Raw genomic sequence first — 15,386 nt, forward strand, 5'->3', positions numbered from 1 at the left:
TCAAACCCTCCCCAGCGCAAAGCCCTTGGCGATGTAATTGCGAACAAACCAGATCACCAGCGCACCGGGAATGAGCGTCAGCACGCCGGCGGCGGCGAGCAGGCCCCAGTCCATGCCGGCGGCAGAAACGGTTCTCGTCATGGTCGCGGCGATCGGCTTGGCGTCGGTCGTCGTCAGCGTGCGGGCGATCAGAAGCTCGACCCACGAGAACATGAAGCTGAAGAAACAGGCGACACCGATGCCGGAGGCAATGAGCGGCATGAAAATCTTCACGAAGAATTTCGGGAAGGAATAGCCGTCAATATAGGCGGTCTCGTCGATTTCCTTCGGTACACCCGACATGAAACCTTCGAGAATCCACACCGCCAGCGGCACGTTGAACAGGCAATGCGCCAGCGCCACGGCAATATGCGTGTCGATCAGCCCGAAAGCGGAATAGAGCTGGAAGAAGGGCAGCGCGAAGACGGCGGGTGGCGCCATGCGGTTGGTCAAAAGCCAGAAGAACAGGTGCTTGTCGCCCAGGAAGCGGTAACGGGAGAAGGCATAGGCCGCCGGGAGGGCCGCCGAGACCGAGATCACCATATTCATGACGACGTAGATGATCGAGTTGATGTAACCCGAATACCAGGATGAATCCGTGAAGATCGTCCGATAATTCTGCAACGTCGGCTGGTGCGGATAAAGCGTCATCGACGAGACGATTTCTGTGTTCGTCTTGAAGCTCATATTGATAAGCCAGTAGATCGGCACGAGCAGCAGGATGATGTAGATCGTCGGCACCAGCCAGGAAAAGCGCGATGGCCCATGGCGGCGGCGCGATCGTGAATTCGCAGCAAGGCCTGATATTCTTGCCGAACTGGCTCTTACCGGTGGATTGCCGATACCGTTGAGTTCCACGCTTGTGGTGACATCAGAGGCGCTCATGTCTCAAGTCTCCGCGTCGTGGCTGGTCATCACGGTGTAGAACACCCAGGACAACAGCAGGATGATGAGGAAGTAGATCAGCGACATGGCGGCCGCGGGACCCAGATCGAACTGGCCGAGCGCTACCTTGACGAGATCGATGGACAGGAAGGTGGTGGAATTTCCGGGGCCGCCGCCGGTGACGACGAAAGGCTCGGTGTAGATCATGAAGCTGTCCATGAAGCGCAGCAGGAATGCGATCAGCAGCACCCGCTTCATCTTCGGCAACTGAATGAACCGGAAAACCGCAAAGCGCGATGCGCCATCGATCCTTGCTGCCTGATAATAGGCATCCGGAATGGAGACGAGGCTGGCGTAGCACAGGAGGACGACGAGGCTTGTCCAGTGCCACACATCCATGATGACGACGGTGATCCATGCGTCGACGGGATCGTTGACGTAGTTGTAATCAAGCCCAAGCTGATTGGCGTAATAACCCAGCAACCCGATATCGCTGCGGCCGAACACCTGCCAGATCGTGCCTACCACATTCCATGGCACCAAAAGCGGCAGCGCCATGGTGACGAGGCAGACCGGCACGCCGATGCCGGATTTGGGCATCTTGAGCGCGATGAATATGCCGAGCGGAATTTCAATCGCCAAAATGATGCCGGAAAATACCAGATTGCGTCCGAGCGCGTTCCAGAAACGGTCGGAGCCAAGAATTTCCTGAAACCATTGGGTTCCCGCCCAGAAGAATTGATTGTTGCCGAAAGTATCCTGCACCGAATAGTTCACGACCGTCATCAGCGGGATGACGGCGGAAAATGCGACCAGCACCAGAACCGGCAGCACCATGAACCACGCTTTGTTGTTCCAGGTCTTTTCCATGGTCAGGCCCCCATCTTCACACGCCAGGAATCGGCAAAGACACCGATAGCGGCCGGATCGAAGCGAACACCCGCTTCTGCCGGAATGTCCTCCTCCTCCGGAACGACAATCGCAAGCTTTTGGCCGGCGAACCGGGCGCGAACGATCTTTTGCCGGCCGATATCCTCGACCTTGTCGACGGTGATGGGCATGCCACCCCGCTCCAGCCGAACGAATTCCGGGCGGATGCCGATTTCGATCCGCTTCGATCCATCCACCACCGGCACGCCGGCAAGCGGAACGCCAAGGCCGCCGACAACCGCCGTTGCGCCATCGATGCTGGCAGGCATCACATTCATGCCGGGCGAACCGATGAAGTAACCGACGAACGTATGTCCCGGGCGTTCGAAAAGCTCGGCGGGTGTGCCGATCTGGACGATCTGACCGTCATACATGACCACCACCTTGTCGGCGAAAGTCAGCGCTTCGGTCTGGTCGTGCGTAACGTAGACCATGGTGAAACCGGACTGGCGGTGGAGGCGCTTCAACTGCGAGCGCAGCACCCATTTCATATGCGGATCGATCACCGTCAGCGGCTCGTCGAAGAGGATGGCATTGACGTCGGATCGCACCAACCCGCGCGCCAGCGAAATTTTCTGCTTCTGGTCCGCCGTAAGTCCGCGCGCGTGGCGTTTTGCCATGCCGGAAAGATCGGTCATCTCGAGGATTTCCCGCACGCGGCGGTCGATTTCGGCCTCCGGCACTTGCCGGTTGCGCAGCGGAAAAGCCAGATTGTCATAGACTGTCATCGTGTCGTAAACGACCGGAAACTGGAATACCTGGGCGATGTTGCGATCTTCGGTGGAAAGATCGGTGACATCCGTTCCGTCAAAGGCGATGCGACCTTCCGAGGGGCGCAGCAAGCCGGAAATGATGTTAAGCAACGTGGTCTTGCCGCAGCCGGAAGGGCCAAGCAGCGCATAGGCACCGCCATCCTCCCATTCGTGATGAACTTCCTTCAGGGCATAATCACCTGCCGCCTGCGCCTTGGCGTTGTAAGCGTGGCGAATATGATCGAGCGTGATGCGTGCCATGATCGATCTCCCCTTAAGCCGCTTCGCCGATGGCGTGGCCGTGCGTATCGAAAGCCATCAGGTGCCGCGTATCGAGAAACAGTTCGATCTCCGTGTCCGGCTCGATGTCGTGAATGCCCTGCGCCAGCATCACCCAACGCTGGCCTGAAAATTCCACATGTACGAAGCTTTCCGATCCGGCGATCTCCGAGATCAGTGTCCGCGCCCGGATGGATTGCGCCGCCTGCCCCTTTTGCTGTGGGAAAAGATGATGTGGCTGGAAGGCAATGGTCACTGGACCGTCAGGCATGGCGGCAAGATGCGCTGGCACCGGCACAACCGCATGGTCGGCGCGCGTGAAGGCGCCGCCCGTCTTGATGACCTCGATGGTGTTGAGTGGCGGATCGGCAAAGATTTTCGCGGTCACGATATCCACCGGACGCCTGTAAACCTCGATCGTGCGGCTGAATTGCGTTACCTTGCCCTCGTTCAGCGTCGCGGTATTGCCACCAAGCAGCAGAGCTTCGGAGGGTTCCGTCGTGGCATAAACGAAGATCGCACCGGATTCGGCAAAGATGCGCGGCAATTCCTCACGCAACTCCTCACGCAGCTTGTAATCGAGATTTGCGAGAGGCTCGTCGAGGAGCACCAGATTGGCGTTTTTGACGATGGCGCGGGCAAGTGCCGTGCGTTGTTGCTGGCCACCGGAGAGGTTGAGAGGCGTACGATCGAGATAGGGCGTCAGCCTCAGAAGCTCGGCGGCCTTCCTCACCTCCCTGTCGATCGTTGCCTTGTCCTTGCCGGCAACGCGCATCGGCGAGGCGATGTTTTCATAAACGCTGAGCGCCGGATAATTGATGAACTGCTGATAGACCATGGCGACATTGCGCTTCTGAACCGGCCAGCCCGTCACGTCCTCCCCATTAAAGAGAATCGTACCGCCACTTGGCTTGTCCAGCCCGGCCATCAGCCGCATGAGTGTCGTCTTGCCCGAAAGTGTCGGTCCAAGCAGGACGTTCAGGCTTCCGCGCTGCAACGTCAGATCGGTCGGGTGAATATGATATTCACCGCCGGCCATCTTCGAGACGTTTCGCAATTCAAGCATGGTGATCCAAAGCCTCCTCCGCTTTTTGATTCGGATCGTCAGATTGCCTTCAAGCGTCCACCTGCAATGTCATCGATGTAATCCTCCAGCCCGCGCACATCTTCGGGGGTAAAGAAAAGCCCCTGCTTGGTGCGGCGCCACAGAATATCCTCCGCCGTCAGCGCCCATTCCCGGGCCATCAGCCAGCGCACCTCGGCCTCATAAAGCGTGCCGCCGAAATGCCGTCCCAGCCCTGCCATGTCCCCGGCATTGCCAATAATCGACGCGGCGTCCGTTCCGTAGCAGCGGATGAGCCGCTTCGCATGCCGCTCATCGAGGAAAGGATAACGCGACCGCAGGGCCGTGACCTCTCCCGCATAAGCCTCGGCACCGAAATTTCCGCCCGGCAAATGTGAACCGGCCGTCCACGGCGAGCCCTTTTCACCCAGCGCATCACCGATTTTTTCAAGAGCATGTTCGGCAAGCCGCCGATAGGTGGTGAGCTTGCCACCGAAGATATTGAGAAGCGGCGCTTCGCCTTCAGCTCCTTCGGTTTTCAGCACATAATCGCGGGTTGCCTCCTGCGCTTTCGATGCGCCGTCGTCAAACAGCGGCCGCACGCCGGAATAGGTCCAGACGATATCGGCCGACGTCACCGGTTCAGCGAAATATTCGCTCGCCGCGTTGCAAAGATAGCTGATCTCCTCGTCGCTGATCTTAACAGCCCGGGGGTCGGCGGTATAGTCGCGATCCGTCGTGCCGATCAGGGTAAAATCCTGCTCATAGGGGATGGCGAAGATGATGCGCCCGTCCGGGTTCTGGAAAAAATAGGCGCGCGGATCGGAAAACTTCTTGCGCACGATGATGTGGCTGCCCTGCACGAGGCGGACATTGTGGACATTGTTTTTACCGAACGTCGCAGCCAGAACCTTGTCCACCCAGGGGCCAGCCGCATTTACCAGCATGCGCGCCCGGTAGGTCGCGGTTTCTCCGGCACCATTTTTCGTTTCGACCCGCCAGAAGGCGCCTTCGCGGCGTGCCGAAACGACCTGCGTGCGGTTGAGGATCAAGGCGCCGCGATCGGCGGCATCGCGGGCGTTCAGCACCACAAGACGGGCATCGTCCACCCAGCCGTCAGAATATTCGAAAGCCCGGGCAAAAATCGGCTTCAGCGGTTTCCCTGCGGGATCACGGCGCAGATCGAGCGAGCGGGTGGCGGGCAAAAGCTTGCGGCCGCCGAGATGGTCATAAAGAAAAAGCCCGAGACGCACGAGCCAGGCCGGGCGCACGCCGCCCTTCTGGAATGGCAGAACAAAGCGCATAGGCCAGATGATGTGCGGCGCCATGGCCCACAACACCTCGCGCTCCATCAGCGCTTCTCGCACCAGACGAAATTCGTAATGTTCGAGATAACGCAAACCGCCATGAATGAGCTTTGTGGCGGCCGACGAGGTGCCGGAGGCAAAATCGTTCATTTCCGCAAGCGCAACAGAATAACCCCTGCCGACAGCGTCACGCGCGATGCCGCAGCCGTTGATGCCGCCGCCGATCACGAAAACATCGTGGATTGCCTCGTCAGACATGGACCCTCCCGTGCTTTCATCGACGCTCTCCTCATCGATATATTGAAAGCACGGACATCTAATTTGAAGACAAAACGAATGTCAAACGAAATTCCGGGGCGGTTCGGATCAAGGCTCCCCAACCTCGGTTTCAATCAACCTGACGTCATGATCGGCACAGATGGATCGGATCGAATCGACCGGACAATGATCGGTAATGAAGGTGTGCACCTGTGAAAGATGGCCGATGCGCACCGGCGCCGTCCGCTCGAATTTCAGTGAATCCGATACAAGAATGACGTGGCGAGCGTTGGACATGATCGCCTGGGCAACCTTGACCTCGCGAAAGTCGAAATCCAGCAAAGCGCCGTCTTCATCGATTGCAGAAACGCCGATGACGGCGAAATCGACCTTGAACTGGCGGATAAAATCCACTGCGGCCTCACCAACGATGCCGCCATCGGAACCGCGCACGACGCCGCCAGCGATCACCACCTCGATGCCCGGAAAAACCCGTAACCTATTGGCAACATTAATATTGTTGGTGATGACCATCAGCTCGTGATGATCCGCCAGCGCTTCGCCCACCGCCTCGGTCGTCGTACCTATATTGATGAAAAGCGAGGAGTTGTTGGGGATTAGGGCAGCGGCAGCGGCGCCGATCGCCTGCTTTTCGGAGGAGGCGATCGCACGGCGTGCCTCGTATTTGACGTTTTCGTTGCCGCTCGGAAAAAGTGCGCCGCCATGGATGCGCGTCAGCACCCGCGTATCGCAGAGATCGTTGAGGTCCTTGCGGATCGTCTGTGGCGTTACCGAAAACCGCGTGGCCAGCTCGTCCACCAGCACACGCCCGCTTGCTTTCGCCAGCGCAACGATTTCATCCTGACGCGGTGTGAGCATCATTTCACCCTCCCTCCTCTTTCAATTTTTTCGTTTTATTGAAGAGCGAACGAAAAACCAATGTCAAGGGACGGTTTTGTGGCGCCGATCAGGTCCACTTGCGGAGGTATGCGAAAAACGTATCCGCACGGACCATCAAGATTATTAGCCGGCTTTCTGAATTGACATCGGGACCGGCTCCGGCAGGCCGATCTCGGAAAACGCAGAGATTGCAGCACCAAACGCATCACCGATGCCGATCAATATAGGCTCGTTCACGCCCAGGCGCTCAACCGCCGCAGCCAGTTGCACAAGCGAACCGCACCAGCGCTGCTCATTTTCGCGACTGACGGAAATCATGATGGCGACGGGCGTAGAGGCCGGCATGCCATGCGCCAGAAGGGCTTCCTCGATGCTGGCAGCGGTTCGCCCGCCCATGTAAAAAACCGTGGTCACGGAAGGGTTCGACAGGGACTGCCAGTCTATATTCTCGGGCAGCTTGCCCTGTCTGGAGTGCCCGGTGACGAAGCGGACCGACTGGGCGTGATCGCGGTGGGTGAGGGAAACGCCGAGCCGCGAAGCCATGGCGCTTGCCGCGGTGATGCCGGGTACGATTTCGACCGGGATGTTTTCAGCCTCCAGCGCCGCGATCTCCTCGCCGGCGCGTCCAAAAATCATCGGATCGCCGGATTTCAGCCGCACTACCCTTTTGCCGGCCTTGGCAAGGCGGATCATCATGTCGTTAATATCTTCCTGCTTGCAGCTTTCCCGGCCGCCGCGTTTGCCAACAAGCATACGCTTCGCCTCCCGCCGCGCCAGTTCCAGCACCTCGGATGAAACGAGATCGTCGAACAGAATGACATCCGCCGCCTGGAGGGCGCGTACCGCTTTCAGCGTCAGCAGCTCGGCATCGCCCGGTCCGGCACCGACCAGCGTCACAAGGCCACGTCCCGATCCTCTCCGACCGGCTTGCGTGCCGATGTCTGTTAGCAGCCTTTCTTCGCTGCCCTCATCCAGCCTTTCGGTAAACGCTAGATCGACAAATTTCTCCCAGAATGATCGCCGCGCCGGGCCGGGCGCGAGGCGTATATTGACCCGCTCTCGGATGGTCTGGGCAAGCGCCCCCCAATCCTTGAGAGCGTGCGGCAGCAAAGTCTCGATGCGCCGGCGAATGGCCTGCGCCAGAATGGGTGCGGCGCCATCGGTGGAGATCGACACCACCACCGGCGAACGATTGACGATGGAGCCAAACTGGAACTGGCAGAATTCCGGCTTGTCGATGACATTGACAGGCACGCCGGCTGAGCGCGCGGCATTGTAAAATCTTCCCGCCTCTTCGTCGGTCTCACAATCCGCCAGCGCCAGTTCCGCGCCTTTGAAACTATCCGGACCCCAGGAACGGTCATGCCATGTCAGCATCTGGCTTGTCGAAACGAGCGCCGCAAAGCAATCCGAAAGCTCGCTTTCCTCGCAATAGAGGTGAAGTTCCGCCCCGCAGGCAAGCAGCAGTTCCGCTTTCCATGCGGCCCCATCCGATCCGCCCGCCAGCACCACGCGCTTGCCCTCAAGCCCCCAGAAGACCGGCAACTTGGCGAGCTTCTCCATGCGGTTCGGTTCATTCCGCTGCAGTTTTAAGGCATCCATCGATGATCCCCCTGATCTCGGCGCGGCAGGAGCCGCAATTGGTTCCGGCATTCAACGCAGCACCTATGGCTTCGACGCTGTGGTAGCCATCGCGGACGGCAGCCGTGATCTGGTTGACCCCGACATTGAAGCAGGAGCAGACCGTCGCCCCCGGATCGGCGCGACCGGCGCCGGGACGCCCGGCGACCAGCGCAAAACGCATGCGCAAATCCTCATGGCGTTCGTTCAGCTGTGAAATCGCCCAGTTGCGGGCAACGGCCACCGGCTCTCTGGCGACGAAGAGCGCTGCCAGCAGGGTATCACCGTCGAAGAAAGCAAGCCGCAGATCGCCCGTCTGCCGGTCACTGTAACCCAGAGGCTCAACCCTGATATCGATGCCGAAAACCTGTCGCGCCCAGAGCGTCCAGTCCTGCGGCTGTTCCTCGAAGGCAAGCTCCATGCGGTAGCCGCCATCCGCCTTCGCAACTGCCCAATAGGCGCAGCCCGGCGCATCAGGCCGGGTGCGGGAGATCGCAAATCCATAGGCTTTCGCCACAAAACGTCGTGCACTCACGCCGACATTCTTCGAAGCGGGCTGGCCGGAATGCGGGTCCGTGACCGCTGGCACGAGCATATCGATGCGGGCCTGCGAGGCGAACTGGTCGTTCCAGTGCATCGGCGCAAACACAGCTCCCCGTGCCTGCCTCTCGCTGACCAGAGCCCGCAGCAGGACCTTGCCGTGCGGGCTTTCAATCTCCACCAGATCGGCGCTGTCGATGCCCAGCAACTGTGCATCGCGCGGGTGAAGTTCGGCAAAGGGTTCGGCGATATGGGCGGTAAGCCGCGCGCTTTTGCCGGTGCGGGTCATGGTGTGCCATTGGTCGCGGATACGGCCAGTATTCAGCGTCAGCGGGTAGTCCGCCGATGTCCTGCCGGTCTCCGGCAGTGCCGTGGCGATGAAGCGGGCCTTGCCATCCGCATGGAAAAAGCGGCCATCCGCGAAAAAGCGGGTCGTGGCGGCTTCACCGGGTTCGGCTTTTGGCCATTGAAACGGTGTCATCGTATCGTAGGAATCACGGTCGATCCCGCCGATATCGAAATCGCGGCTTCCGGCGTTCTCGAAGCCGGAGAGAGCGGCATGCTCGGCGAAAACCTCAGAAGGTTGCCGGTAGCCGAAGGCGGCGTCAAAACCCATGCGCCGTCCAACTTCGGCGAATTGCCACCAGTCGGCCTTTGCTTCGCCGGGCGCGTCAAGAAAACCGCGCTGGCGGGAAATACGTCGTTCGGAATTGGTGACCGTGCCGTCTTTTTCACCCCAGCCGAGCGATGGCAACAGCACATGGGCGTGGCGGGCGGTATCGGTATTGGCGATGACATCGGACACCACGACAAAGGGACAGGCCTTGATCGCCGCCTCGACGGCACCGGCATCCGGCATGGAAACGACGGGGTTGGTGGCCATGATCCACAGCGCCTTGATGCGGCCATCGGCAACCGCCCCGAACATATCCACGGCCTTGAGGCCAGGCTTCTGCGCAATCGCCGGCGAGGCCCAGAAGCGCTGCACGCGGTCGCGGTCTTCAGCGTTCTCGATCGCCATATGGGCCGCCAGCATATTGGCAAGCCCGCCCACCTCGCGTCCGCCCATGGCGTTGGGCTGGCCGGTCAGCGAAAACGGCCCCATGCCCGGCCGGCCGATGCGGCCTGTGGCGAGATGGCAATTGATGATGGCGTTGACCTTGTCGGTGCCGCTTTGCGACTGGTTGACGCCCTGACTGTAGCAGGTGACGGTTTTTTGCGTGCGTTCGAACAATTCGTAAAAGGAAATCAGTTCCGCGATTGTCAGACCGGTCTTGTCGGCAATCTCCGGCAGGCTGTGCCCGGTCGCTGCCTGCATCGCGGCATCGAGGCCTACTGTGTGGTTTCCAACATAAGCGTTATCGAACGCGGAACTGCCGGAAAGATGGGCCAGAAGACCGGTAAACAGCGCCACATCTCCATCCGGGCGGATGGCGAGGTGCATATCGGCAATATCGGCGCTCATCGTCCGGCGCGGATCGATGACCACCACCTTCATGTCCGGCCGCGCCGCCTTTGCGGCAGCAAGCCGTTGATAGAGGACGGGATGACACCAGGCGAGATTGGATCCGGTGAGGATTACCAGATCGGCAAGCTCCATATCCTCATAGGTGCCAGGCACCGTATCGGCCCCGAAGGCGCGGCGATGGCCGGCGACCGAAGACGACATGCAAAGCCGTGAATTCGTATCGATATTGGCCGATCCGATGAAACCTTTCATCAGCTTGTTGGCGAGGTAATAATCCTCCGTCAGCAACTGGCCGGAAACGTAAAAGGCAACCGAATCCGGGCCGTGCTCGGAAATGGCCTCGGAAAATCTTGAAGCAACGAGTTGAAGCGCTTCGTCCCATGCCACCCGCTTTCCGTGGATTTCGGGATGGAGCAGCCGTCCGTCGAGGTCGATGGTTTCGGCCAGAGCTGAACCTTTGGAGCAAAGTCGACCGAAATTGGCGGGGTGGTCCGGATCGCCTTTGACGGAAACGGTGCCGTCATCGGCAACGGTGGCGATGACACCGCAGCCGACACCGCAATAGGGACAGGTGGTTTTCGTTTCAACGGGCATGGGTTTGCCCCGTGAGCAAGTGGCGTTTACCCCCCTCTGCGCTACCGGACATCTGCCCCTCAAAGGGGTAGATCAATTGTGGCACCGGCTCTATTTTACAGCTTTCGTCTCCGACAAGAGAGATGAAGCGAGAAGCGTGCCACTTGTCGATCTTGCCCCTCGAGGGGGAGATGTCCGGCAGGACAGAGGGGAGTATCGTCGCCAACATCTGATATCACTCCGCCGCAATCATCAAAGTTTCGAGCGCAATCGAAAGCCGCCCGTCGAGATTGCGGAGAGGAATGGTCCTCACCTCACCCTCATCCGCCCCCAACGCCTTGCCGGTCTCCAGCGAAATGACCCAATTGTGCAAAGGACATGTCACCGAAGCCCCGTGCACGATGCCCTGAGACAGCGGGCCGCCTTTGTGCGGGCAATGATCCTCGATGGCGAAGACCTGATTGTCAGCCGTGCGAAATACGGCGATCTTGCCCATAGGCGTTTTCACGCAGCGCGCGCCGCGCAGCGGAATGTCGGAAATGTCGCCAATATCGATCCAGTTGCTGTCCATCGTTCTCACTCCGCTGCCTCGTTGAAACCGATTGCCGCCATCGGCCTGAATTCGTGCTTGTCGTGGCCGGACACACGTTCCGACCAGGGATCGACCTGCGCGAATTTCTGGCTGAAGACGAAGCGGTCAAAATAGGCCCGGCGCTTGTCGGCATCGTCCATGATCTGGCGGCGGACTTCGTCGTAACCGATGCGCTTGGCCCATTTATAGATGCGCTCGAGGTAGCGCGCCTGCTCGCGGTACATCTGGGTCAACGCCACGATATGCTCCAGCGCCTCATCCTCGGTATGGACGAGGCCCAGCACTTCCGTACCCTTGATATCGAGACCAGCGGCACCGGCGAAGTGGATTTCGAAACCGGAATCGACGCAGATGACGCCGATATCCTTGCATGTCGCCTCAGCGCAGTTTCGCGGACAGCCGGAAACCGCAAGCTTCAGCTTGGCGGGCGTCCATGAGCCCCACATGAATTTTTCGATGCGGATGCCGAGGCCGGTGGAATCCTGCGTGCCGAAGCGGCACCATTGTTCTCCAACGCAGGTCTTCACGGTGCGAAGCCCCTTGGCATAGGCCTGGCCGGAAATGAAACCGGCCTTGCCGAGATCGGCCCAGACCGCCGGCAAATCCTCCTTCTCGATGCCGAGAAGATCGATGCGTTGCCCGCCTGTCACCTTCACCATCGGGATTTCGAACTTGTCGACCACATCCGCAATTGCCCGCAGTTCGGAGGAAGATGTGACACCGCCCCACATGCGCGGAACGACGGAATAGGTGCCGTCCTTCTGGATATTGGCATGGACGCGCTCATTTATATAACGCGACTGGTAGTCGTCGGCATATTCGTCGGGAAAATCGCAGACGAGATAGTAGTTGAGCGCAGGTCTGCACTTGGCGCAGCCGCAGGAGGTCTTCCATTCCAGTTCCTGCATCACGGCGGGAATGGTCTTCAGGCCCTTGGCCTTGATGAGACGGCGCACATCATCGTGGCCGAGATCGGTACATTTGCACATGGGCTGCACGGCAGCGGGATTGTAGCTGTCGCCAAGCGTCAGCGTCATCAGCTGTTCGACAAGACCGGTGCAATTGCCGCAGGAGGCGGATGCCTTGGTATGGGCGCGCACATCATCCAGCGAGGTCAGCCCCTTTGAGGTGATGACCGAGGTGATCTTGCCCTTGCAGACGCCGTTGCAGCCGCAGATTTCCGCATCATCCGGCAAGGCTGCAACGGCCGCCATAGGGTCCAGCGGGGACCCTCCCTGATAGGCCTGGCCGAAGATCAGGGTTTCGCGCATGGCGGAAATGTCGGTCGATTTCTTCATCAGGTCGAAGAACCACGAACCATCCGCCGTCTCGCCGTAAAGAACCGCGCCGATGATGCGATTTTCCTTGAGGATCAGGCGCTTGTAGACACCGGCGGTGGCATCGCGCAGCACGATTTCCTCGCGGTCGTCGCCCTCGGCAAAATCGCCGGCGGAAAACAGGTTGATGCCGGTGACCTTCAGTTTGGTATTGGTAACAGACCCATGATACTCGGCTGAACCGCCGCAAAGCCGGTCCGCCAGCACCCGCGCAGATTCATAAAGCGGCGCGACCAGCCCGTAGCACATGCCGCGATGCTCGGCGCATTCGCCAAGCGCATATATCGAGGCATCCGACGTCATCATGCCATCATCCACGACGATGCCGCGATTGACGGCGATGCCGGCTTCCTTGGCGAGACCCGAGGCGGGACGGATGCCGACCGCCATCACCACCATGTCGCCTTTAATGACGCGGCCGTCTTCCAGCTCGATGCCTTCGACCTTCTCCGCGCCGAGAATGCATTTGGTATTGGCCTTGGTGATGATGTCGATGCCGCGCTCGTTCAGCGCCTTTTCCAGAAGATAGGCCGCTGCCGGATCGAGCTGCCGCTCCATGATCGTCGGCATCAGATGGATGACGGTGACGTCCATTCCCTGGCGCTTCAGCCCGTAAGCTGCTTCCAGACCCAGAAGGCCGGCGCCGATGACGATGGCGCGGCCCTTGCCCTCGGCGATCTCAAGCATCTTCGTGACATCGTCGAGATCGCGATAGGCGAGAACGCCCGGCAATTGATGGCCAGGGACGGGAATGATGAAGGGCAGGGAACCGGTGGCGATCACCAGCCTGTCGTAGGAAACGGTGATGCCGTTTTCGCTGGTTACGGTCTTGTTGTCGCGGTCGATGCCGGTGACCTTGGCGCCCTTGTGCAGCGTCACATTGTTGGCCGCGTACCATTCGTCATTGTGGATGACGATATCTTCATAGCTCTTTTCGCCTGAGAGTACTGGCGAGAGCATGATGCGGTCGTAATTGACGCGCGGCTCGGCGTTGAAAATGGTGACGTCGTAGAGGCCGGGGGCGGTTTCGAAAAGGTTTTCCAGCATGCGCCCCGGCGCCATGCCATTGCCGATGATGACGAGTTTTTGCGCCATGGTGGTTACTCCGCAGCTTCGACGAAGCGGTGACGTTCGTAAAGGAACTTCAGCACGGCCTCGCGGCATTTGAGGTAGGTCTTGTCGGATGCAAGCTCGATGCGGTTGCGCGGGCGCGGCAGCGGCACGTCAAGCACTTCGCCGATATGGGCGGCGGGACCATTGGTCATCATCACGATACGGTCGGAAAGCAGCACCGCCTCATCCACATCGTGGGTGATCATGACCATGGTGTTGCCGAGCCGGGCGTGGATTTCCATCACGGCGTCCTGAAGGTGGGCGCGCGTCAGCGCATCCAGTGCGCCGAAAGGCTCGTCCAGCAGCAGGATTTTCGGCTCCATGGCGAGCGCCCGGGCAATGCCGACGCGCTGTTTCATGCCACCGGAAATTTCAGACGGTTTCTTGTCCTTGGCATGGGCCATCTGCACGAGATCCAGATTGCGCATGACCCAGTCATGGCGTTCCGCTTTGGTCTTGGTATTGCTGAAGACCTTCGCGACGGCGAGGTTGACGTTTTCATAAACCGAAAGCCAGGGGAGCAGGCTGTGGTTCTGGAAGACGACGGCGCGTTCCGGGCCAGGTTCGTTGACCTCGCGGTTTTCCAGAAGCACGACGCCTGCTGAGACTTTGGTCAGCCCGGCGATGAGGTTGAGCATGGTGGACTTGCCGCAGCCGGAATGCCCGATGACCGAGACGAATTCGCCCTTGCCGATGGTCAGGTTGATGCCTTTCAGCACCTCGGCGCGCGAACCGCCCTTGTCGAAATATTTGTCGATATGATCGAGTTTCAGATAAGCGTTCATGATGGTCGCCCTTTTAGTTGGCCGCAGCGCCGCGGGTGATGACCTTGCCGAGCGCCGCTACCAGCTTGTCGAGCATGAAGCCGACAACGCCGATGTAAGCGAGTGCCACGATGATGTCGGGCAGGCGCGAGGAGTTCCACGCATCCCAGATGAAGAAGCCGATACCGACCCCGCCGGTCAGCATTTCCGCCGCCACGATGGCGAGCCAGGAGAGGCCGATGCCTATGCGCAGACCGGTGAAGATGTAAGGCGCGGCCGACGGCAGCATGATCTTGAAGAAGAATTCGATCTGGTTGAGCCGCAGCACCTTCGCAACGTTGCGATAGTCCTGCGGAATGTTGCGCACGCCGACCGCCGTATTGATGATGACGGGCCAGATGGAGGTGATGAAGATCACGAAAATGGCCGACGGATTGCTGTCCTGAAAGGCGGCAAGTGAAAGCGGCAGCCAGGCGAGCGGCGGCACGGTGCGCAGGACCTGAAAAATCGGGTCGAGGCCGCGCATGGCCCAGACCGACTGGCCGATGACCGCACCGAGAATGATGCCGGCGATGGCCGCAAGGCCGAAACCGTATGCCACGCGCTCCAGCGAGACCAGCACGCGCAAGCCGAGGCCGATATCCTGCGAACCATTATGGAAGAACGGCGATACGATGAGATCGTAGCTTTCCTCGAATACCTGGCTTGGCGGCGGCAGGGACGAGCCGGGGGCGGAACAGAGCACCTGCCAGACGCCCAGCAGAACGGCGAGGACGACAAATGGCGGTATGATATTGCGGGCCGCCGCAGCACCCAGTTTACGCAGATTGAACCGCGAGGGATGTTTGGGCGGAAGGGTCACGACGTTTGCCTTTTGTACCACCGGTTGCTGCGGCTGTTCCTTGAAATTTCGAGCCAATGCGGACATGGCGTTTCCTTTGGATTTCGGTTGCGGTCAGGGTCTCG

General features: G+C 59.7%; 12 protein-coding genes. All 12 read right to left on the bottom strand.

All coding sequences use genetic code 11. From position 1 onward, the window contains the following. The gene (locus ACQZ6D_RS12700; RefSeq protein ID WP_003511581.1) at nt 1-924 is read right to left on the bottom strand and encodes a carbohydrate ABC transporter permease; all 924 of its coding nucleotides are present in this window, start codon (nt 922-924) and stop codon (nt 1-3) included. 3 nt (nt 925-927) lie between these two features. After that, on the bottom strand, nt 928-1,794 hold the full coding sequence (locus tag ACQZ6D_RS12705; protein ID WP_003511582.1) for a carbohydrate ABC transporter permease: 867 nt from the start codon (nt 1,792-1,794) through the stop codon (nt 928-930). A 2-nt stretch (nt 1,795-1,796) separates the two neighbouring features. Further along, nucleotides 1,797-2,867, bottom strand: coding sequence for an ABC transporter ATP-binding protein (locus ACQZ6D_RS12710; protein ID WP_111788917.1), 1,071 nt, complete (start codon nt 2,865-2,867; stop codon nt 1,797-1,799). Nucleotides 2,868-2,880: 13 nt separating this feature from the next. Beyond that, entirely contained in the window at nt 2,881-3,951 is a 1,071-nt protein-coding gene (locus ACQZ6D_RS12715) for an ABC transporter ATP-binding protein (protein WP_013761937.1), read from the bottom strand. Nucleotides 3,952-3,989: 38 nt separating this feature from the next. Next, nucleotides 3,990-5,513, bottom strand: coding sequence for a glycerol-3-phosphate dehydrogenase (locus tag ACQZ6D_RS12720; protein ID WP_113472804.1), 1,524 nt, complete (start codon nt 5,511-5,513; stop codon nt 3,990-3,992). Between the two features lie 108 nt (nt 5,514-5,621). Continuing rightward, entirely contained in the window at nt 5,622-6,395 is a 774-nt protein-coding gene (locus ACQZ6D_RS12725) for a DeoR/GlpR family DNA-binding transcription regulator (protein WP_003511588.1), read from the bottom strand. A 141-nt stretch (nt 6,396-6,536) separates the two neighbouring features. Then, complete coding sequence (cysG, locus tag ACQZ6D_RS12730; protein ID WP_448729965.1) at nt 6,537-8,015, bottom strand: siroheme synthase CysG; 1,479 nt, start codon at nt 8,013-8,015, stop codon at nt 6,537-6,539. Beyond that, nucleotides 7,987-10,635, bottom strand: a complete 2,649-nt coding sequence (locus ACQZ6D_RS12735; RefSeq protein ID WP_448729966.1) for a nitrate reductase — start codon at nt 10,633-10,635, stop codon at nt 7,987-7,989. Before ACQZ6D_RS12735 ends, cysG begins: the two co-directional genes overlap by 29 nt. A 214-nt stretch (nt 10,636-10,849) precedes the next feature. Continuing rightward, entirely contained in the window at nt 10,850-11,185 is a 336-nt protein-coding gene (gene nirD, locus ACQZ6D_RS12740) for a nitrite reductase small subunit NirD (RefSeq protein ID WP_065704499.1), read from the bottom strand. Nucleotides 11,186-11,190: 5 nt separating this feature from the next. Further along, the gene (gene nirB / locus ACQZ6D_RS12745; RefSeq protein ID WP_025595309.1) at nt 11,191-13,638 is read right to left on the bottom strand and encodes a nitrite reductase large subunit NirB; all 2,448 of its coding nucleotides are present in this window, start codon (nt 13,636-13,638) and stop codon (nt 11,191-11,193) included. A 5-nt stretch (nt 13,639-13,643) separates the two neighbouring features. Next, entirely contained in the window at nt 13,644-14,441 is a 798-nt protein-coding gene (locus ACQZ6D_RS12750) for an ABC transporter ATP-binding protein (RefSeq protein ID WP_013761942.1), read from the bottom strand. A gap of 13 nt (nt 14,442-14,454) precedes the next feature. Beyond that, nucleotides 14,455-15,348 (bottom strand): nitrate ABC transporter permease, encoded by an 894-nt coding sequence (gene ntrB / locus ACQZ6D_RS12755; RefSeq protein ID WP_035199774.1) that lies wholly within the window; start codon nt 15,346-15,348, stop codon nt 14,455-14,457. Between the last annotated feature and the right edge of the window lie 38 nt (nt 15,349-15,386).

The organism is Agrobacterium sp. 22-3639C2 (genome assembly GCF_053522105.1).